The sequence below is a fragment of the Bradyrhizobium sp. SZCCHNR3119 genome (assembly GCF_032487775.1).
Classification (GTDB): domain Bacteria; phylum Pseudomonadota; class Alphaproteobacteria; order Rhizobiales; family Xanthobacteraceae; genus Bradyrhizobium.
Map to the genome: position 1 here is coordinate 5,528,865 of NZ_JAUEUV010000001.1, position 18,847 is coordinate 5,547,711.

Genomic DNA, 18,847 nt, shown 5'->3' on the forward strand with positions numbered 1-18,847 from the left:
CGCTTCGGCCTGGCTTCCTGGGAGGGAGTGCTCGTGGGGCAGGACGTTCGGGGCAACGGCCCTTGCGCTGAAAGGCGCTTGCGCGTGCGGAATTGCGTGGGGAATGTATGAGTGCCGTCAAGAAGAAGCCGTCCGCCAAGATCAATCATGATCTGTTCGAGGATATCCCCGTCCTCCAGCGCAAATGGCAAGCCGCACTGAAGCCCGGGCAGGCGCTGCCGCGTTACGAAGACGTGATGCTCGGCAGTCTCGGCCGCCTGGCGGATCACATCGCGGTCCTGAAGCACGAAAACGGTGCGCTGCAGATCTCCCGCACCGGCCGTTATGTGCAGCTCTGGCTCCAGGACGAGCGCTGGGACATCGCGGTCGACCTCGTGCCGCCAGACTGCGCGACGGCCCTCAGCGAAGCCGCGAGCTGCGCGCTGGCGAGCGGGCGTCCCTATCTTGCCGCCTGTCATTGTGTGCGCGACGGCATGGTGCGGACCTACGATGTGTTGGCGATGCCGACCAGCTCGCGCTGGGGCAGCATCCTGATCGGAACCTACGTCAACGAACGGGCGGCGCAGTACAATCTGCTCGATGCGATCTTCTCGACCAGCGAGGATGGCGTGGTGTCGCTGGCGACCATCCGCAACGCGGCCGGCGCGCCGTCCGATTTCCAGATCGTCCACCACAACCAGTCGGCCGCGAAGCATCTGAAGCTGCCATCGTCGCGCCTGCAATGGAGCCGTCTGAAGGAGGGCGGCAACATCCTGTGCGCCGACGAAGTCGTGGCGCGGCTGTTCGACGTGGTTTCGCGCGGCGGCCACGATCAGTTCGAAGTCGACAGCGACGAGCGCAATCTGCGGCTCGGCGCGCATGCCTTCGGCGACATCGTCTCGCTGACCATTGCCGACGTCACGGCGCTGAAGCGCCGCGAGGCCTCGTTCCGCCTGTTGTTCGATACCAATCCGGTGCCGATGTGCATCTTCGACCGGAAGACCGCGGAAATCCTCAACGTCAATGACGCTGCCGTGGGTCACTACGGCTACGCCCGCGCGCAGTTTCTGCGCAAGACGATCTGGCAGCTCTGGCCGCCCGGCGAATGGGAAAGCCTGGACGATGCGCTGGAGCTGCTCGCGGAGACGGATGAATTTCATCGCGACTGGCGCCACCTCAAGGCCGACGGCACCGAGATCGAAGTCTTGACCTACGGGCGGCAGGTCCCGTTCGACGGCCGCGACGGCTTTCTGGTTGCCATCGTCGACATCACCGAGCGCCGCAAGGCCGAAGCTCGCATCGCCTATATGGCGCATCATGACGGGCTGACCAATCTGCCCAATCGCGAATTCTACCAGCAACGCCTGAAGCAGGCGCTGGAACAGGGCGCCGCGAATGGCAAATGCGTTGCGATCATGTGCATCGACCTCGACCTGTTCAAGAACGTCAACGATTCGTTCGGACACCCGGTCGGCGACCGTCTGCTGCAGGCGGTTGCTAACCGGCTGAGCGGGGAAGTTCGCGGCGGCAATCTGGCGGCGCGACTTGGTGGCGATGAATTTGCGATGATCCTGAGCGATGCGGGACCGCAGAGCGAAACCGGCGAATTCGCCGCACATCTGATCGACGTGCTGAGCGCACCCTATGAGATCGAGGGCGATGAGCTGGTGGTCGGCGCCTCGATCGGAATTGCAGTTTCGCCCAGCGACGGTTCGACCAGCGAACAGCTGATGAAGAACGCCGACATGGCCTTGTACCGCGCCAAGCAGGAAGGCGGTGGTGTCCACCGCTTCTTCGACAAGGAGATGCATCGCCAGGCGCAAAAGCGCCGCGACCTCGAGCTCGATCTGCGCCGGGCCTTTGCTCATGGCGAGTTCGAGCTGCATTATCAGCCGCTCGTCGATGTCGCGTCGAACCGTATCAGCGGCTTCGAGTCGCTGTTGCGCTGGCGCCATCCTGACAAGGGCATGGTCTCGCCCGCCGATTTCATCCCGGTGGCCGAAGACATCGGATTGATCGTGCCGCTCGGCGAATGGGTGCTGCGCGAAGCCTGCAGGGAAGCCGCCAAATGGCCCGACGGCGTCAAGGTGGCGGTTAATCTCTCCGCGGTGCAGTTCCGCAGCCGCAACCTGGTCCAGATGGTGGTGTCGGCGTTGGCGCAGTCCGGACTTACACCGACCCGGCTCGAACTGGAGATCACCGAATCGATCTTCCTGGCGGAGACCGAGGCCAATCTCGCGACCCTGCACCAGCTCCGTCAGCTCGGCGTCAGCATCTCGATGGATGATTTCGGGACCGGCTATTCGAGCCTCAGCTATCTCCGCAGCTTCCCGTTCGACAAGATCAAGATCGACCGGTCTTTCGTCAAGGATCTCGCGCATCGCGCCGACTGCGTTGCGATCGTCCGCGCGATCTCCGGGCTCGGCCGCAGCCTCAACATCACCACCACAGCCGAGGGCGTGGAGACTATCGACCAGCTCGACTGGTTGCGGGCAGAAGGCTGCAACCAGGTGCAGGGTTTCCTGTTCAGCGCCGCCAAGCCGGCGTCCGAGGTCGAGGAGTTGTTGGTTCGCTTCGGGGCCCGCGCGTCGAAGGCGGCTTGAACGCCGGTCCGCGTCATCTCCTATTGCGCGCGCCAAACAGCGTGAAGAGGCCACCGTCAGTCACTCCCAAGAGACCTCCGACCGACCACCCGACAGCACACTCGCAAGAACGCGCAGCTCTGCAGTCTCGCGGCACATCGTGCCCGAGTGATGCGATCAGCATGTCCCGCTCGAAATCCGAGAGGGAGCAGGGAAGGCCGGGAGCTCGCCGCCCCCATGGCCCGCCTGCATCAAAGAAAGCAGGCGGCAGTCACCACAGGTTCGGCCGAGACATCCCGGCCTTCCCCGCGCGATGGGTTACGGCTTATACGCGCTCTCCCCAGGGACCGGCTCTCTTGCCCCTGTCGCCGGCGTGACGCGCAGGCATCATCGCCAACTTGACGTCAGCACCGGGACGCCAGGACCACACGATTTCGCCGTCCGCGATCTGGCACGATCGTCTTGCGCACCACTCCGCGGCCACCGCTCCCCGCACTCCACGTATCGTGACGACGCGTACGCCCCTGTTCGATGAGGCGGGATGACGATAGATAAGCACGGTTTCTGAAAAAAAGAAATAGAAATTTTATTGCCTGAGAGCATCGCAACCGCGTTCTCGTTCAAATCGCTTCCAAACTTCGCATTTGGGCGCGATGGCTCTTTTACCCGCGCTTCTTCCCTTTGAGTGCCATTGGTTGCGACACGCCTATCAGCTCGAGCCGTTGTCCAGAAAGGGATCGAACCGCTGGCGAAGCTTTGCTTCCAAGCGTAGTCTGTTCAGATCGGCCCTACAGAGGCCGGGTTGAAATGGGGAGGATGCCCGAATGCCGGCTTACCGTGCCGCGGGACTGCTATCTGCAGCCGCGATTTTGCTGTGCACACACCTGAGCGTTGGACAGGCCAAGCCACTCATGATCGTTGGCCTGGACGAGAAGACCCTGTGGGACGATAGCGGCAAGCCGCTGCTGTTCCCACCGGGCAAGGACCAGGTGCTGATCGTCGATCTCGCGGACCCTGAAAGCCCGAAGATCGTCGCCTCGCTGCCGCTCAAGAATTCCGTGGTCGGACCACCGGTGAACGTGGCGATCGATCCAACCGGGAAGGTTGCGCTGGTCGCCGACTCCGTCGATGTGGTGAAGGACGGTGACGCGCTCAAGCAGGTGCCTGACAACAAGATCTACGTGATCGATCTGCAGGCCAGCCCACCGAAGCTGGCCGCCACGCTGAGCGGCGGCAAACAGCCCTCCGGCCTGAGCTTCAATCCTGATGGCCGCATGGCGCTGGTCGCCAACCGCGCTGACAATTCGATCAGCGTGCTTTCGGTCAATGGTTCCGACGTCAAGATTGTCGATACGGTCGCCATGCCGGACAGCGTCGCCCATGTGACGTTCACGCCCGACGGCAAGCGCGCGCTCGCCGCCCGCTTCCCGGCTCACAAGATCTCGATCCTCGATGTCGCCGGCGACAAGGTGTCCTACAGCAAGATAGATCTTCCGGCCGGGCAATGGCCCTACAACGTCGCGGTCGTGCCGGGTGGAAAGGTTGCGCTGACCTCCGACAACGGCAATGCAGGCGCCTCGGATGGCAGCGTCGATACGACGAGCGTCATCGATCTCGAAGCCGATCCGCCGCGCATCATCGATCGCGTGGTCGTCGGTGACGGGCCGGAGGGGCTGGCCATCAGTCCGACAGGCGATCTCGCGGTGTCGGTCATCCTCCGCGGTTCCAACGCAAAGAACGCCTACTTCTACCAAAAGAACGGAAGCATCACGGTTTTGAAAATCGACGGCAAGAAGGTCAGCAAGACCCAGGAGATCGAGGTCGGTGGACTTCCCGAGGCTGCGGTGTTCACGCCCGACGGCAAATACCTCCTGGTCGGCAACTACCTAACCCAGGATTTTTCGATCCTGAAGGTCGAGGGCGGAAAGGTCGTGGACACCGGCAAGCGCTTTCAGGTGTCGGGACATCCCGCGTCGGCAAGGATGGGACCGTAGCGCGCGTTACCAACTCCAGAGCAGGCGGTGAAGGTCCGCTTCATCTCGGGCCTTCATCCGTCGCATACTCACCATCCAGCCGGTACGGTGTGCGGCCCGCGCCTGAGACAACAACGGACAACATCAGGACGGCTTGTTTCGCTGCTTCCGCGAGCGGGGCGCTTTTGGCCAATGGTGAAGAGCGACGTCGGCAACCCCCTGCAGTTCGCCGCGCCTAGTCCCGCCGGCCGCCAGCACGGCCATGCCGTAGATCAGCGCGGAGAGATAGCGCGCAAGGTCCGCGGGATCGTCATCGCCAGGCAGGTCATGGTCTTTCGCCGCACGCTGAAGGCGGCGTCTTATCGCTGCTTCTCCACGCTGTCGGCGCGAAGCGAGATCGCTGCGGATCGTGTCCGACTCGACCCCGCAGGCAAGCGCGCCCTGAACGCCGAGGCAGCCGGGTGGATTCTGCTTGTCGCCGTGAAGCGCGACAGGCCCGGTCAGCCAGAGGCGCACCGCTTCGAGAGATGTCGCCGCCTGTTCGGCGGCGGTTCTGTAGCCGCCGGCCTTCGCCTCGTAGCGGTCCATCACGCGCTGGAACAGGCCCTCCTTGTTGCCGAACGCGGCATAGAGGCTGGCACGCGTGATGCCGAGGGCCGCGGTCAGGTCGGCCATCGATGTTCCCTCATACCCCCGACGCCAGAACAGGCCCATTGCGCGCTCGACAGCCTGATCCATGTCGAATTCGCGCGGTCGTCCAGCACTCATGATTCATCCTCGCGCGCCACTTGATCTTCGGCTTGTCTATTATAGATCGGTCGTTCTATAATCACACCATTGCCGGCCGAAACATACATGATAGGGGGTGCCGGTGGGCGCAAGATGCCTCGCAATTCTCCTCATGCTGCTCGCTCCTGCGGCCCGAGCCGAGGTCGAGCAGTTCCCCTCGGGTTTCAAAACCAGGACGATCGCGGCCAATGGGACGCAAATCCATGTTCGTGTCGGCGGTCAGGGGCCTGCCGTGATCCTGATCCATGGATTCGGCGATACCGGCGACATGTGGGTCAAGCTCGGGGCTGACCTGGCGCGCGACCACACCGTGGTCGTTCCGGATCTGCGCGGCATGGGCCTCTCGGGCAAGCCCGACAGCGGCTACGACAAATGGACCCAGGCCGCCGATATGCGGGCCGTTTTAGCCGCGCTTGGCATCGACAAGGCGGCTGTCGTCGGACACGACATCGGAACCATGGTGGCTTATGCCTGCGCGGCGCGGTATCGCGACATGACCGAGAAGCTGGTCGTCATGGATGCCCCGGTGCCCGGCGTGCCGCCTTGGGATGAGATCGTTCGCAGCCCGCAGCTGTGGCACTTCGATCTCGGCGGCCCTGATATGGAGCGGCTGGTCAAAGGCCGTGAGCGCATCTACCTCGACCGTTTCTGGAATGAATTCGCCGGCACGCCTTCGAAGATTGGGGAAGCGACACGCCGCCATTACGCAGCGCTCTATGCGCGACCGGGCGCGATGCGTGCTGCATTCGCTCAGTTCAGGTCGATCCGCACCGACGCAGAGGACAACAAGAAGGCGATCGCCACAAAGTTGACCATTCCTGTGCTTGCCGTCGGCGGCCAGAAATCCTTCGGCGCGATGGAAGCCGTCGTGATGCGCAATGCCGCGTCCGACGTCACCGAGGTTGTCATTCCCGACGCCGGACACTGGCTGATGGAAGAGCAGCCGGAGGCGACCATCAAGGCGATACGCCAATTTCTTGACGGAAGAAATTAGCGGTCGGCCTAAAACCGCGTCACGATCTCCGAGAGCGCCGGACGCGGGCGGTCCTCGCTCGGCTTGGTCGGCGTGCCGATATGGATCATGCCGGCGAGCTTCTCGTCCGGCTTCAGTCCCAAGCGGTCGAGCACGTCGCGGTCGAAGCAGAACCAGCCGGTGAGCCAGGCGGCGCCATAGGCGAGCGCAGTGGCGGCGGTGACGATGTTCATCGCGCTCGCGCCGGCCGACAGCTCCTGCTCGAACGGAGGGACCTTCGGGTGCGGCTTGGTGCTGCTGACCACGCCGATCACCAGCGGCGCATCGGTCAGCCGCTTCTTCTCGGTCTCGATCTCGGCTTCGCTCGCTTGCGGGTGTTTCTCAGAAAACACCTTGGCGATGATCTCGCCGGCGCGCTGGCGCGCATCGCCCTCGAAGATGATGAAGCGCCAGGGGGCGAGCTTGCCGTGGTCGGGCACGCGGGCGCCGATGGTCAGGATGGTGTCGAGCTCGGCAGGCGAGGGGCCGGGGCCGGCCATCTCGCGCGGCTTGACCGAGCGGCGGGTCTTCAGGAGTTCAAGGGCGTCGGGCACTTGCATGTTCTCGGTGGCTGATGTCTCGCCTTAGATAGCATGCCGATCCGCCTGCAACAGATGGCTCCGGCGGTTTTGATCGACTCTAAAGCGGCGACAGGCGAGCCCCCGCAGCTGATGGCTTCCGGGCCGCTTGCTTTGCAAGCGCTCCCGGAAGCACGTCGTGACAAGTGCGGTCGTTTGTAGCCTAGGGCAGTATCTACGCCGCCTCGCGCGCCCGCCGTGCGACGTCCGGCGGCGTCGCCTCCTCGACCAGCGCCGCGATCGCCTCCGCGGTCGGCATTACGGTCTGACCGTCGCGGCCGAGCCGTCGCACGGAGACCGAATGCGTCTCGGCCTCCTTCTTGCCGACGACGAGCAGCGCTGGGATCTTCTGCAGCGAGTGCTCGCGGACCTTGTAGTTGATCTTCTCGTTGCGCAGATCGATCTCGGCCCGCAAGCCCACAGCGCGCGCCGCCGCCAACACCCGCTTGGCGTATTCGTCGCCCTCCGAGGTGATGGTGGTGACGACGAGCTGCGTCGGCGCCAGCCAGAGCGGGAAGTTGCCGGCATAGTGCTCGATCAGGATGCCGATGAAGCGCTCCATCGAGCCGCAGATCGCCCGGTGCACCATCACCGGCGGCTTCTTGGCGCCGTCGGCGTCGATGTAGAACGCGCCGAACCGCTCCGGCAGGTTGAAGTCGACCTGCGTGGTGCCGCACTGCCAGTCGCGCCCGATGGCGTCGCGCAGCACGTATTCGAACTTCGGCCCGTAGAACGCGCCTTCGCCCGGGTTGATCTCGGTCCGGATGTTGTTGCGCTGGGTCTTGATCTCCTGCAGCACGGTGGCCATCACTCGCTCGGCGTGATCCCACATCTCGTCGGTGCCGACGCGCTTCTCCGGACGGGTCGAGAGCTTCACCGTCAGTTCGCCCTCGAAGCCGAAATCGGCATAGGTCGACAGGATCAGCTCGTTGATCTTCAGGCACTCGTCCGCGAGCTGGTCCTCGGTGCAGAAGATGTGGGCGTCGTCCTGGGTGAAGCCGCGCACGCGCATCAAGCCGTGCATCGCACCGGAGGCTTCGTAGCGATGCACGACGCCGAATTCGGCAAGGCGCAAGGGCAGGTCGCGATAGCTCTTCAATCCGTGCTTGAAGATCTGCACGTGCCCCGGGCAGTTCATCGGCTTCAGCGCGAACCAGCGCTTGTCCTCGGCCTCGTCACCGGCCGACTGGGCCGCGAACATGTTCTCGCGGTACCAGTTCCAGTGCCCCGAGGTCTCCCACAGCGACTTGTCGAGGATCTGCGGCGCGTTGACCTCGCTGTAGTCGCCCGCCAGGCGCCGGCGCATATAGGCGATCAGCGCCTGGAAGATGCTCCAGCCCTTGGGGTGCCAGAACACGACGCCGGGGCCTTCCTCCTGGAAGTGGAACAGGTCGAGCTCGCGGCCGAGCTTGCGATGATCGCGTTTCTCGGCTTCCTCGATCTGCTTCAGGTAGGCGTCGAGCTGCTCCTGTTTCGCGAAGGCGGTGCCGTAGATGCGGGTCAGCATCGGATTGTTGGAATCGCCGCGCCAATAGGCGCCGGCCACCTTCATCAGCTTGAACGCATTGCCGATCTTGCCGGTCGAGGTCATGTGCGGACCGCGGCAGAGATCGAACCAGTCGCCCTGGAAGTAGATCTTGATCGGCTCGTCGCCGGGAATGGCATCGACCAGCTCGACCTTGAACGCCTCGCCCTTGTCGCGGAACACCTGCTTGGTGTGCTCGCGATTCCACACTTCCTTGGTGAAGGGTTTGTCGCGCGCGATGATCTCGCGCATCTTCTTCTCGATCGCGGCGAAGTCTTCCGGAGTGAACGGCTCGTTGCGGAAGAAGTCGTAGTAGAAGCCATTCTCGATCACCGGGCCGATCGTGACCTGGGTGCCCGGCCACAGCGACTGCACGGCTTCGGCGAGCACGTGTGCGCAGTCGTGCCGGATCAATTCCAGCGCGCGCGGATCGTCGCGATCGACCAGCTCGAGCCTGGCATCGTCCGCGATGGGGTCATTGAGGTCGGCCAGCGTGCCGTCCAGCGCCATCGCGACCGTGCGCTTGGCGAGCGAGGGCGAGATGCCCTTGGCGATGTCGAAGCCGGTGGTGTTCTTGGGGTATTCGCGCTTTGCCCCGTCGGGGAAGCTGATGGTGATCTTCTCGACCGGTGCGGCGGGCTTCAGATTGCTGAGGCTGTATTGGAAGCCGGATTCGGCTTTCGGCTGGTCGGATTTGGACTGGTCGGGTTTAGACTGGTCAGGCATGGCGTTCTCCTAAAGCTCACTCCTGCGAACGAGCGCAGGTAAGCGGGAGCAAGCGGTATAGCAGCGGATTCGGAGCCTGCAACCCGCCACGCGTGGGAAAGCTGCCAGTTCCGGCCGCGATGGCCTGCCAGCCTTGCGGCGGTAGGGCGGTGTGATACAACCGAAAGTGCTGGGGTCGTGCTATTTTCCGATGCTTGTCTTCCATCAACGTGTGGGCGGGATCATTCCGCGCCTCGCTCTGCTTGCGGCGCTGGTCCTGACGTGCAGCCGCAGCCTTGCTGCGCCAGCAGCCTCGCCGGCGCGGCACCTTGCCGATCATTCGCCGCCGATCTCATTCTACCTGGTCAAGGGACAACCGGGCGCCTGTGGCGAGGGGTGTGACAGCTGGATCGCGGCCGAGGGGCGGATCGACAACATCGCCGTGGCGCGGTTTCGCAAATTCCTGAAGCAGGTCGGTGACCGCCGGCTGCCGATCTATTTCGAGTCGCCGGGCGGCAATCTCGAGCAGGCGCTCGCGATCGGCAACCTCCTGCGGGAGAGAAAGGCCATCGCGCGGGTCGGCCGGACCATGGTCCGCGACTGCGGCCTGGAGGCTCAGGACAGCGAGGTCTGCGTCAAGCTCAAGCAGTCCGGTCGTGAGTTGACCGGAGACGTTTGGACCCGTGGTGCGATGTGTGCCTCGGCCTGTCCCTATCTCATCCTCGGCGCGCCGACTCGCGAGATCGCGCCCGATACCATGCTGGCCGTCCACTCGCCGCGGGTGATTTTGAACTTCACCACCGGCGTGCCGCCCCCGGAGCTGCGGACGCGCGCTTTGCAGCAGGCGAGCGCGCGGGCCGATCGCCTGGTGCTCGATTATCTCAAGAAGATGGGGATCGACTCCGGCCTGCTCGCCGCTTCGCGCTCCGTGCGTTTCGAGGGGCTGCACATCCTGAGCCGCGAGGAGATCGCCAGGTTCGGCCTCGACCGGCGCGAGGTGGCCGAGACGCGCTGGATGTTCGAGAACGCTAGCCTCGGCGTTGCGTATAAGACGGTGATCTCGCGCAAACCCGGCGATACCAGCTTCCGCACGACGCGATTCCAGCTCGTCTGTTTCGATGCCGACCGGTTCGAACTCGATTTCCAGCGGCCCGCACTGGCCGCGACGGGAACGGCCTCGGTCGCGATCGTGAACGGGGCCGAGCGGCTCAATTTCCTTTACCCGCCGCGCAGGGGAAGCGGTCAGGAGACCTGGGGCGCGCGCTTGAACGGTGGCCAGCTTCGCGCGCTCGCGGCCAGTGCTGCGACCGACCTCACCGAAGGCGAATTGCGTGAGGGCAACTGGCAATTCGCGTCGTCCCGACTCTCCACGGACGGTCTGCCGGCGGCGCTGCAGCGCCTGCTTTCCGGCTGCCCGCAGGCAAAGGCGACGTCAGCAATGTCCGCAGGACGCGAGCAGGTAGCCGGAGCAGTCCGCTGATTGCGCCTCTTCGGCCGACACGCGTGCTCATCCAAGAAGATGTCATGCGGGACATGACAATGTTTCAAGCAAATGCATGGACGCGGTCTGGTATCAATTGGATATGACCGATCATCTCGAATCCCATCGTTTCGCACCCACGGCCCTGATGCTGGGCAATCTCGTCACCGGCTGTTCCGTGCTGGCCCCGGCCGGGCTGTTGCCGGAGCTCGCCGGAGATCTCGACGTCAGCATCCGGACCGCGGGCTTGCTGATCACCTTCGGCGCAGTGATCCTGTGCATCGGCTCGCCGTTGACGGCCTGGCTCACCAGCCGGATCGATCGCCGCAGCCTGCTTGCGGTCACGCTCGCGGTCATGGCGCTCGGCAATCTGGCCTCGAGCGTGGCGCCCGGGTATGCGAGCCTGCTCGCGATCCGCCTGGTGATGCTCGCGGTTGGGGCGCTCTATACGCCGCAGGCGGCGGGTACCGCAGCGCTGATCGTTCCGGCCGAACGGCGCGGTGGCACCATCGCCTATGTGTTTCTCGGCTGGTCGCTGGCGGCCGCCGTGGGCCTGCCGCTGATCACTTTCGTCGGCAGTCATCTGGGCTGGCGGACGGCCTATCTGCTCGTCGGACTGACCGGCGCGGTGAGTTGCTTGCTCCTGGTCTGGCGCCTGCCAAAGGGGCTGCTCGGCGCTCGCGTCGATCTGAAGACCTGGGCCGAACTCGGCCGCAATCGAGCGGTCGTGCTGCTGCTCTTGATCACGACGCTGCAGATGTCCGGGCAGTTCGTCGTCTTCACTTTCATGGGCCCGCTGTTGAAGACGCTGACCGGCGCGGACGCGAACGAGATTGGAGTCGTGTTTGCGCTCTATGGCGTCGCCGGCTTTGTCGGCGTCGTCATTGCCACCCGCATCGTCGATTCCTGGGGCGCATTTCGGACCTCACTGCTGTTTACCTGCCTGGTTCTGACCGGCATCTTCTGCTGGACGCTGGGGGCGGGAGCTTATCCGGTCATGGCGGCCGGGGCGGCGATCTGGGGACTTGGCTTTGCTTCGTCGAATTCCATGCAGCAGGTCCGCCTGGTTGCGGCCGCGCCGCCGCTCGCGTCGGCCTCAGTCTCGCTGAACACCTCGGTTCTCTATATCGGTCAGGCCATCGGTTCGGCCGTTGGTGGAACGCTGTTTGCGCGCAACCTGCTGGACAGCACCGGCTATGTTGCCACGGCGTTCCTGATCATGGCGCTGCTTGCCATTCTGTCCAGCCGGCCGCGCGTGCCGGTAGCGGCATTGGCATGAGTTCTCGGGCATGAGTTCTCGCAGGCGCGAACGGGGTGTCCCCAAGAAAGCCAGCCGGGGATGCCCCGGACGTCGGGGCTTGGCCAATAGGCGCTTGGCAAACGCTGCAAGACTGGCTTAAAGCCGCTTCATGCGGGAGGCGGGCTGTCGCTGATTTCGCCACAACCGGCGGCTAATCAGGCTGACGCCCGAGGGCCCTCCGCACGTTCATATGAAAGCGATATGACATGAAACGGATAACTTTGAGCTTGGCCGTGGCGTTGATTTCGACGGCCGCCCTTGCCCAGGCCGACCCGCCGATGGTGGGGGACCGGCCGTTGGTCCAGGTCAAGCCGCACACGATGGCTGCCGCCAAGCCGCAGTCGGCCGCCGTGCGGCTGCAGGCCTGTCTGGAGATCGAGGATGGCACCAAGGAGCGGCTGAACTGCTATGACGCCGTGATCCCGCCGGCGCCGAAGCCGAAGGCGATCAAGGCCAAGACGGTGGCCGATTGCAAGTTCACCAAGGAGGAGGACGAGCGGCTCGCCTGCTTCAACGGCTTCGTGGACAAGATGCCGAAGCCGAAGGCCGACGAAAAATCCGGCGAGAAATCCTGATCTCGATCGCCCTGGCATAGCCGAGAGCAGGGCGGGCTCGGCGCCGTTAGGCGGGGGGCAGGGTCAGCGGCTGGTCGCCGTCGAACTGCCAGCCGCGATCCGGATCGGCGGCCGGGCGGCGGCCATCTTCGTCAGCACGTCCTTGATCGGATTTCTCGTCCAGGCCAGCGTGACGTAGTCCCGATGCGTCACGCCCTCCGGCGTCTCGACGAACACCACGCTGCCGGGCTTGAGCGGCCCGTCAATGTCCTCGGAAATCGCAATGCCGCGCTCTCGCAGCGTTGCCATCAGCTCGCGGTCGTGGCGGGCCGTGTAGTGCGTATAGGACGAGACGAAGAAGCCGGAACGATTGCGCTCGATCCAGCCCGCGAACTTGTCGAGCTGGCCATACACGGCGTCGAGCAGCACGACACCGCGGACGCGATCCGTGACGCCGCCCACCTCGAGACTCCATGCGGTCGGCAGGAAGCCGCCGCTATAGCCGACGATGACGATCGGCATGGCTGCAAACGCCTTTGCCGCGCTCGGCTCTCCCGTGAGACGGGCGAGGCTGCCGGCGGCCTCGTCCATGAAACGCTTGAAGCCGCCGGGCTGCCAGAACTTGCCGGCGCTGGAATCGGCGGCATCCACGGCCATCTGCGGGGCCAGCAGCACTGCATTCACGCTGGAGTCGCTGATCTGCTGCGGAACCAGCTGTCGGTCTCGCACGTCGCGCTCCAAGGTCGCGCCGTTACCGTGGAAGAACACGACGATCACGCCGGGTTTGCGAACGTCAAAATGTTCCGGGACGTGCACCAGCACGCGGCTGTCATTGTAGGTCTGGTCCTGCCAGTAGACGCGTCCCGACAAGCTGCGATGGCCGCGGCGCTCGCCGCTCGTGACGTTGAGAAACGGTGCGTCGGAAGCAGGGTTAGTGCCGTAGTAGGGGAACGCCGACGATTTCATGCTGACCAGCGTCGTCAGCTCTTCGCGTGTGTGCGAGGCCGGCGCCTGCGGTTCGAGCGACGCGACCTGATAGGACGCAGGCTTTGTCTCCGCCGGCTTTGGTGTGAAGTCCTCTGGGCTATGCAGCGCGAAACTTTCGGAAGGCGAGGGGAAGCGGTCGCGGAATTGCGGCGTGGGAAAACGCTCGTCGAAAGTCGTCAGCTGAGCTGGCGCTGCATTGGCGGCCAGAACGCCTGCGTTCGGCGCCTTGCTGCACTGAGCAAGCGGAAGCGACAGCAGCAGCGCGGTGGTGGCGGTCGTGACTCGGCGCGGCGCGATGGGAAGCCAGCGGCGCGCGGGCAGGTTCAGCCGACCGGGCGCGCGCGCACGACGATATCTCAGGCTTTTCGGATAAGATCCGAGCATCCGCCCCTGCAACCCCCAAGACCCCCTAACAAGCTCACCCAAAAGACCTAGACCCAAGATCGGCGCTGCGACCGACAGCGCCAGCTTCAGTCCCTCAACTCTGAGCCGGCGATGTTGAGGTGGCGTTAAGCCTGAGCGCCGGACCACACCCCGCGTTCTCGAGCCGGTTTGCCGCGCTGTAGAGACGCTGGGCGCCTCAAAGGTGTCCCAATCGCGCGACACAGCACGAGATCGTGTCGCGATTGTGGGCTTGGTCGCGCCGCAATGCAACGCCCTCGACCGCCGAACCTGGTTGAGTGGTTCTGAAATACCTCCTTATTGAGGCCTTATTTAGTCCCTGTTAACTATGTTTGAATGGTTTGGGTCGAATCTGGGGCTGGAGCTAAGGGGAGGGGCGTTCAACGCCCCTGCGCGAAATGGCTGCCTCCGACACGGATGGTGCGACTTGGCCCGAGCGGGTGCCTGAGAGCGCCGTGCCGTCGGTGTCGGTGCCGATCGCCACGGCCCTCGTGGTGGCCGACATGGTCGGGGTCGGCGTCTTTACCAGCCTTGGCTTCCAGGTCAGGGATATCCCGTCCGGCTTCTCCATTCTGCTGTTGTGGACCATTGGCGGGATCGTCGCGCTCTGCGGTGCGCTTTCCTATGCCGAATTGGGTGCAATGTTTCCGCGCTCGAGCGGCGAATACAATTTGCTCTCGCGCGCTTTCCATCCTGCCATTGGCTTCATGGCCGGCTGGGTGTCAGCAACGGTCGGCTTCGCCGCGCCGGTTGCGCTCGCGGCGATGGCGTTCGGCGAGTATGGCAAGGCTGTCATTCCGGGCGCACCGTCACTGGCGCTGGCGGTCGGCGCGGTCTGGCTGGTGTCGCTGGTGCAACTTGGCGGCATCAGGCAATCGAGCAGCTTCCAACTGATCTCAACGCTCCTGAAGGTGGGCCTGATCGTCGCCTTCCTGATCGCAGGCTTCGCTTCTCCGTCGCCGCAGCCGGTCACGTTCAGCCCGGTAAGGGCCGATATCGGCTACGTGTTGAGCGGACCGTTTGCGATCGGGCTCGTCTTCGTCATGTACGCCTTCTCCGGCTGGAACGCCGCGACCTACATCATCGGCGAGCTGCGAGCGCCGGAACGGACGCTGCCGCGTGCGCTGCTCGCGGGCACGTCGCTCGTGCTCGTGCTCTATGTCGCGCTGAACGCCGTGTTCCTGCTCGCCGCGCCGATCGACAAGCTGTCCGGACAGCTCCAGGTCGCAAGCATCGCCGGCACCTACATCTTCGGTGCCACCGGCGGGCGTATCGTCGCCGGCATGATCTGCATCGGACTGGTGTCTTCGATCGCCGCCATGATGTGGATGGGGCCGCGCGTGTTGATGACGATGGGTGAAGACATTCCGGCGCTCGCATTCTTTGCCCGGAAGTCGCGAGGCGGCGCGCCGACCTACGCCATCCTGTTTCAGCTCGCGGTGGCGAACCTGATGTTGGTCACCGAGAGCTTCGAGGCGGTGCTCGATTTCATCCAGTTTGCGCTGCTCACGTGTTCTTTTCTCACGGTGCTTGGGCTCATCAAGCTGCGCGTCACCCGGCCGGACCTGCCGCGGCCGTATTTGGCTTGGGGCTACCCGCTGACGCCCCTGGTGTTCCTGCTCGTGACCGGCTTCATGATGTACTCCCTGTTTGCGGAGCGGCCATTGCAGGCCGGCCTCGGCACGGTGGCGATGATGTCCGGCGTGCTGATTTATCTCCTTGCTAACAAGCGGCCGGGTCGGGATGCCGCGACAGCATTGCCAGGTGCGGATTGATGGTGCGATTTCCCAACGTGCAGACGCTGGTGCTGTGGATCGTCCTGTTGGGGACCGGTTCAGCCCATGCGCAGACGGTCTCGCCTGACGACACCGCGCGGGTCCTTGCGGGGATGCAGCCGTCGGCCGGATCGCCACTGGCTGCATTGACGCAGGATCCGTCGTGGCAGCGCCATGCGAAATTCTTCGACAATGCGTTCGGCCAGCTCGAACAGCGTCAGCTTTCAAAAATACGTGCCTGGGCGGATACCAATCTCGCCGCGCCCCGACCGACGATGTTCTACTTCTTCTCGGGGCCCGACTTCCTCTACGCCGACGCGTTTCATTCCAAAGCGACGACCTATGTCATGGCCGCGCTGGAGCCGACCGGTCCGGTGCCCGACCTGACGCGGCTGCCGCGCGGCGGCATCGGGCCGGCCTTGGCCTATGTCGAGCACTCGTTGCAATCGATCCTGAGCTTTTCCTTCTTCATCACCAAACAGATGAAGACCGACCTGCATGAGGGTGACGTCAACGGCACGTTGCCGATCCTCTATGTGTTCCTGGCGCGAAGCGGAAAGACCATCCATACGGTCGAGCTGGTTTGGCTGGATGACACCGGTGCTGTGCATGGCAGCAACGAGCAATCCAACCCGAACGCAACGCGCGGCGCGCGCATCAGTTTTGCCGGCGGCGACGGGGTGGAGAAGACGCTTTACTACTTCTCGACCGATCTCTCCAATTCCGGGGTCAAGAGCAGCGGTTTCCTGAAGTTTTGTGAGCCGCTGGCGCCCGGCAACAGCCTGCTCAAGAGCGCATCCTATCTCCTCCACTCCGGCAATTTCTCGGTGGTGCGCAGCTGGCTGCTCAAGAACAGCGCGACGATCGTTCAGGACGATTCCGGGATTCCGCTTGCCAGCTTCGACTCGCGGGCGTGGCGTTTCTTCCCGTTCGGGCGCTACGCGGGGCCGATCGAGAAGTTTCCCAGCATGTATCAGGAACGTTATGTCGACCTGTTCGATCGTGCGCAGCCGCTCGACTTCGGTATCGGCTATCGCTGGCGCACACGCGAATCCAACGTGCTGCTGGCGGTCAGGTTGCCAGCCGCGGAGGCAACGTCATCGGCCGAGGCGATGTTACCCGCCGAGCCGGCCACCCAGACTGTGCGACCGCGCCGCGGGCCGCGGCCGCCCGAGCCGATCCCGGCCTATCCGCGGCGGCAGCGTAGCGGTTTCTGGTTCTGGCCGGGCTGGTGAAGCGCTCACCAATGCACGTTCTGGCTGGGAACGATGAATCCCGAGGTGTTGGGAGGCAGGGCGGTGGAGTCGTCGAAATAACGCCACGCGGCGACGATCACGATCAGCAGAGCGACGATAGCGATGAGATCGAGCTGTCTGCCGTCGCGGCGGACGGGCGAGAATTTGGGGCTGATTTTCCAGCGCATTGTTGTGTCCTCCCATCGGGAAGCATCAAATCAATGCGAGGATCGGAACAAAGTTCCAGGGCGCGGTCTTTGGTCGTGAATGCGCCGCAGCAAATGGAGCGATCGTCCTGGCTGATGCAGGACGTCACCTCGGTGTCGAAGGATCGTTGACGCCGCGCCAGCGCGCATAGCGCCACGGCAGATACCAGCGCGCGCCAGCTGGCGCGGCAAGCGGAACATTGTCGATGCCGGAGGTGCCAAATGGCTGGCAACGCAGCAGCCGCGCCAACGTCATCCAGCCGCCGGCCCACAAGCCGAACCGCTCGATCGACTCATCAGCATAGACCGAGCAGGTCGGCAGATGACGGCAATTGTATCCGACCAGAGGCGAGAGCGTGTGCCGATAGACCCAGATCAGCGCGCGGGCCATCCGGCGTGGCACACGGGACAGGAGCGCCGGCTCGTGATGGTGAGGATGGGAACATGCGTGCTTCATGGGTGAATGCAGGACTCGTGAGCGGAGCGGTGCATAGTTCCCGAGCGGGGAACCGGAACTCGCGTATTTTTGTGCTTATGTGATGCAACTATCACACGTTTTTAGGGGCAGCGCAGCGATCCGCGGCTGGACGGTAAGGAATTGCCCGGATAGTTTTTCCTGACGTCGGTGTGACAGAATAAATAATGCATCGAGGTGGAACTTGCCACGTTTTGACTGGCCACGCGTGACGGCGCGGTTTGGATCTGAGATTGGGTAGGGGGGCGAATTGGACGTGAAGCTGCTGCGGTCGCGTATTTTGCGCTGGACGCTTCTGAGCGTTGCAGCGGTCGGAACCGCGCTCGGCGGCGCGATGATGTCAGCCTCCAACAGTGCCCAGGCAGGGTCCTCACTTGAGGAGCGCAAACAGCCGATGCGCTTCAGCTGGGTCGCCTGTGAGCCGAATTGCGGCTGGGTCAGTGCGGTCGGCATCATCACGGGGGACAGCCCCAAGGATTTTGACGATTTCTCCAAAACCCGCGATTTGACCGGCACCACCGTGGTGCTGGATTCGAGCGGCGGGTCGGTCAATGATGCGATCGCGCTCGGGCGCCGGTTCCGCGAATTGAAGCTGCGAACCACGGTAGGCATCAGCGTGCGTGGGCGCCGTCCGGGCGAGGCCGCGCGGATCACGCCAGAGGCCTATTGCGAATCGATGTGCGTGTTCCTGCTGCTTGCCGGCACCACACGTTACGTGCCGGAGCGGGCGCATGTCCGCGTGCACCAGATCTGGATGGGCGATCGTGCCGACGATGCCAAGGCCGCAAGCTATACGGCGCAGGACATGATGATCGTCGAGCGCGATATCGGCCGCCTTGCGAAATACACATTCGATATGGGAGGCGCCGGCGATCTGTTGTCGCTCGCGCTCAACGTGCCGCCGTGGGAGGACCTGCATGAGCTGTCGCACGGCGAACTCGGGCTCACCAACCTCGTGACGACCCAGATCGCTGCCGACGTGTTGCCCCAGGGGAGGCCCGCAATTCCGATGGCGGAGCTCACGCCAAAGGGGCAGGACCGTTTTGGTGCTGCGAGCCCTGACGCCGACAAGGCGCCGCTCAAGTCGACGCGGACCGCGGAGGCGGTTGCCCCCGCTAGCACGGGCGCCACGACGCCGGCGCAATAGCTTCCTGCATACGGCCCAAGCCCGGACCGGCCTCATGGTTCGAGACGCGCCGCAAGCGGCGCACCTCACCATGAGGGTTTGCCATTTTTCGCAAAGCGGGCCTCGTCCTGAGGAACTCGCCGGAGGCGAAGTATCGAAGGACG

At 64.1% G+C, this 18,847-nt stretch carries 15 protein-coding genes; 9 read left to right on the forward strand and 6 right to left on the reverse strand.

What is annotated here, in order from left to right; all coding sequences use genetic code 11:
- Positions 1-107: 107 nt before the first annotated feature.
- Together QX034_RS25470 and QX034_RS25475 are read left to right on the forward strand one after the other, a co-directional pair.
- Positions 108-2,582: a putative bifunctional diguanylate cyclase/phosphodiesterase gene (locus QX034_RS25470; RefSeq protein WP_315728609.1), complete on the forward strand. Its 2,475-nt coding sequence runs from the start codon at positions 108-110 to the stop codon at positions 2,580-2,582.
- Positions 2,583-3,472: 890 nt separating this feature from the next.
- Positions 3,473-4,555 carry a YncE family protein gene (locus QX034_RS25475; protein ID WP_315728611.1) on the forward strand — a complete coding sequence of 361 codons (1,083 nt, stop codon included), beginning with the start codon at positions 3,473-3,475 and terminating at the stop codon, positions 4,553-4,555.
- A 123-nt stretch (positions 4,556-4,678) separates the two neighbouring features.
- Here QX034_RS25475 and QX034_RS25480 read toward each other — a convergent pair whose 3' ends face one another.
- A complete protein-coding gene (locus QX034_RS25480; RefSeq protein ID WP_315705102.1) occupies positions 4,679-5,302 on the reverse strand; it encodes a TetR/AcrR family transcriptional regulator in 624 nt (207 codons plus the stop codon).
- A 133-nt stretch (positions 5,303-5,435) separates the two neighbouring features.
- Here QX034_RS25480 and QX034_RS25485 point away from each other — a divergent pair, with 133 nt between their 5' ends.
- On the forward strand, positions 5,436-6,317 hold the full coding sequence (locus tag QX034_RS25485; protein WP_315728613.1) for an alpha/beta hydrolase: 882 nt from the start codon (positions 5,436-5,438) through the stop codon (positions 6,315-6,317).
- A gap of 8 nt (positions 6,318-6,325) precedes the next feature.
- Here QX034_RS25485 and QX034_RS25490 read toward each other — a convergent pair whose 3' ends face one another.
- Together QX034_RS25490 and thrS are read right to left on the reverse strand one after the other, a co-directional pair.
- Positions 6,326-6,889, reverse strand: a complete 564-nt coding sequence (locus QX034_RS25490; RefSeq protein ID WP_315728615.1) for a nitroreductase — start codon at positions 6,887-6,889, stop codon at positions 6,326-6,328.
- Positions 6,890-7,088: 199 nt separating this feature from the next.
- Positions 7,089-9,164: a threonine--tRNA ligase gene (gene thrS / locus QX034_RS25495; RefSeq protein WP_315728617.1), complete on the reverse strand. Its 2,076-nt coding sequence runs from the start codon at positions 9,162-9,164 to the stop codon at positions 7,089-7,091.
- Positions 9,165-9,354: 190 nt separating this feature from the next.
- On the opposite strand from thrS, the gene QX034_RS25500 reads away from it, so the two are divergent.
- The 3 genes from QX034_RS25500 (at position 9,355) to QX034_RS25510 (ending at position 12,498) form a co-directional block, all read left to right on the forward strand.
- Positions 9,355-10,623 carry a hypothetical protein gene (locus QX034_RS25500; RefSeq protein WP_315728619.1) on the forward strand — a complete coding sequence of 423 codons (1,269 nt, stop codon included), beginning with the start codon at positions 9,355-9,357 and terminating at the stop codon, positions 10,621-10,623.
- Between the two features lie 103 nt (positions 10,624-10,726).
- A complete protein-coding gene (locus QX034_RS25505) occupies positions 10,727-11,902 on the forward strand; it encodes an MFS transporter (RefSeq protein WP_316195954.1) in 1,176 nt (391 codons plus the stop codon).
- A 227-nt stretch (positions 11,903-12,129) separates the two neighbouring features.
- The gene (locus QX034_RS25510) at positions 12,130-12,498 is read left to right on the forward strand and encodes a hypothetical protein (protein ID WP_315766575.1); all 369 of its coding nucleotides are present in this window, start codon (positions 12,130-12,132) and stop codon (positions 12,496-12,498) included.
- A 63-nt stretch (positions 12,499-12,561) separates the two neighbouring features.
- On the opposite strand, the gene QX034_RS25515 is transcribed toward QX034_RS25510, so the two are convergent.
- The gene (locus QX034_RS25515) at positions 12,562-13,848 is read right to left on the reverse strand and encodes an alpha/beta hydrolase (protein ID WP_316195956.1); all 1,287 of its coding nucleotides are present in this window, start codon (positions 13,846-13,848) and stop codon (positions 12,562-12,564) included.
- Between the two features lie 416 nt (positions 13,849-14,264).
- On the opposite strand from QX034_RS25515, the gene QX034_RS25520 reads away from it, so the two are divergent.
- Positions 14,265-15,641: an APC family permease gene (locus QX034_RS25520; RefSeq protein WP_316195958.1), complete on the forward strand. Its 1,377-nt coding sequence runs from the start codon at positions 14,265-14,267 to the stop codon at positions 15,639-15,641.
- Positions 15,641-16,876, forward strand: a complete 1,236-nt coding sequence (locus QX034_RS25525) for a hypothetical protein (RefSeq protein WP_316195959.1) — start codon at positions 15,641-15,643, stop codon at positions 16,874-16,876. Before QX034_RS25520 ends, QX034_RS25525 begins: the two co-directional genes overlap by 1 nt.
- Before the next feature lie 5 nt (positions 16,877-16,881).
- Here the strand turns inward: QX034_RS25525 and QX034_RS25530 are convergent, their stop codons facing one another.
- Both QX034_RS25530 and yidD read right to left on the reverse strand, forming a co-directional pair.
- Positions 16,882-17,064, reverse strand: coding sequence for a hypothetical protein (locus QX034_RS25530; RefSeq protein ID WP_315705112.1), 183 nt, complete (start codon positions 17,062-17,064; stop codon positions 16,882-16,884).
- A gap of 124 nt (positions 17,065-17,188) precedes the next feature.
- On the reverse strand, positions 17,189-17,539 hold the full coding sequence (gene yidD, locus QX034_RS25535; protein WP_315768153.1) for a membrane protein insertion efficiency factor YidD: 351 nt from the start codon (positions 17,537-17,539) through the stop codon (positions 17,189-17,191).
- 268 nt (positions 17,540-17,807) lie between these two features.
- Between yidD and QX034_RS25540 the strand changes: the two genes are divergently transcribed.
- Entirely contained in the window at positions 17,808-18,704 is an 897-nt protein-coding gene (locus tag QX034_RS25540) for a hypothetical protein (RefSeq protein WP_315705114.1), read from the forward strand.
- Positions 18,705-18,847 lie beyond the last annotated feature (143 nt).